We start from the raw sequence: 1,254 nt of genomic DNA on the forward strand, positions 1-1,254 counted from the left end.
ACTGTCGGGGATCCGGCATCCGTTACGGAATACGACCTTGATGGTGTCGCCGACCTCGGCGTGGATCGTCGGCCCCAGCAGGCCCAGGTAGGCGTCCTGCGGCGGGCGCGACACCAGCGTGGTGAAGCCGGCGTCGGTATAGCCGCGGTAGAGGCATTTCACATATCTCGGCCCGATCCGCCCCGGGCCGGACTCGAGGAAGCTTTTCTCCTGTGGGCTGAAGGGCTGGCCGGTGATGTCGTTACGGTCGTCCGGGGCGTAGTCCCACACGACCTCGTCGGCGCCGATGTAGTAGGTGCGCACCCGCCCGGTCGGGTGGAAGGCCTCGCCTGCGACCTCGTTCCAGTACGACCCGGCCGCGCCGTCCTGCGGGCTGGGCGCGGGCCCGTCCGTGCCGTGGGCGCTGTGGGGATCGGGGACGCCGTGGGGATCGGGGACGCCGTGGATATCAGGGGTGCCGTGAGTGTCGGGAGCGCCATGGGCGCCTGGCGTGTCGCCCACGGCGGGCCCGGCGGTCGCCGCGGCGAGGAGCAGCGTCAGCATGCCCGCCATCGCGGCACGCCGGGCGTGCCGCCGCGCCCGGAGCCACGGCCCACCCGGCGTGCCCGGACCGTCTGGCCCTCCCGGGCGTCCCGGGTGTCCCGGGCCTGTCGGAGCTGTTGGGCTGGCCGTCGTCCCTCGGCCGTCAAAGAATGATCGCGGCGCCGCTGCCCTCCCTGGCGATCTGCCCTCCATAGCTGTACGCCTGCCGGCGCGCAATTCCTTAATCACGGAGCGTGACAGTAACTGATTGTGAGTGAACCTGTCCGGTAGGGGTCCGCATCATCCACTTACACGGTGGAAACAGCGATGTGCGCTGATACTGAACGTCACAAAAGACGATCGGGGACGGGAAGTACGCGGAATACCGGGGCAGCTGCCTGGCCAGCCGCCGGCCGGGAAACGCCAGACGGCATCCGGTCGCCCGGCCCGGCGGAGCGGGCCAACAGCAGGCGGAGCCCCACGGGCCGCCTGGGGACGGGGGCCGTGGGGCGCAGGGAGCGCGGCCATGGGGCGTTGGGAGTGGGGCCGTGGGGCGCAGGGAGCGGGGCCGTGGCGAACCGTGCCGGCCGCTGGACCCCTGCCCATGCGTCCTGGTGCATTCTTGTCGGGTCGGTGCGGGCAGGATCCCGGGAGCGAGAACGGACAGCGATGAGCATGACCGAGGACGCGACGGTCGACGGGAGCGCACCGGCGCGGTGCGCCTACCCGGGC

At 71.6% G+C, this 1,254-nt stretch carries 1 pseudogene; it reads right to left on the reverse strand.

Annotated features, from left to right (window positions below):
- Positions 1-543, reverse strand: a pseudogene (locus NBW84_RS23870) (hypothetical protein); the annotation flags it as partial.
- Positions 544-1,254: the final 711 nt, after the last annotated feature.

Origin of the sequence: Protofrankia sp. CiP1_Cm_nod2, from assembly GCF_920664355.1 — a bacterium.
In the GTDB taxonomy this organism is placed as follows: Bacteria; Actinomycetota; Actinomycetes; order Frankiales; family Frankiaceae; genus Protofrankia.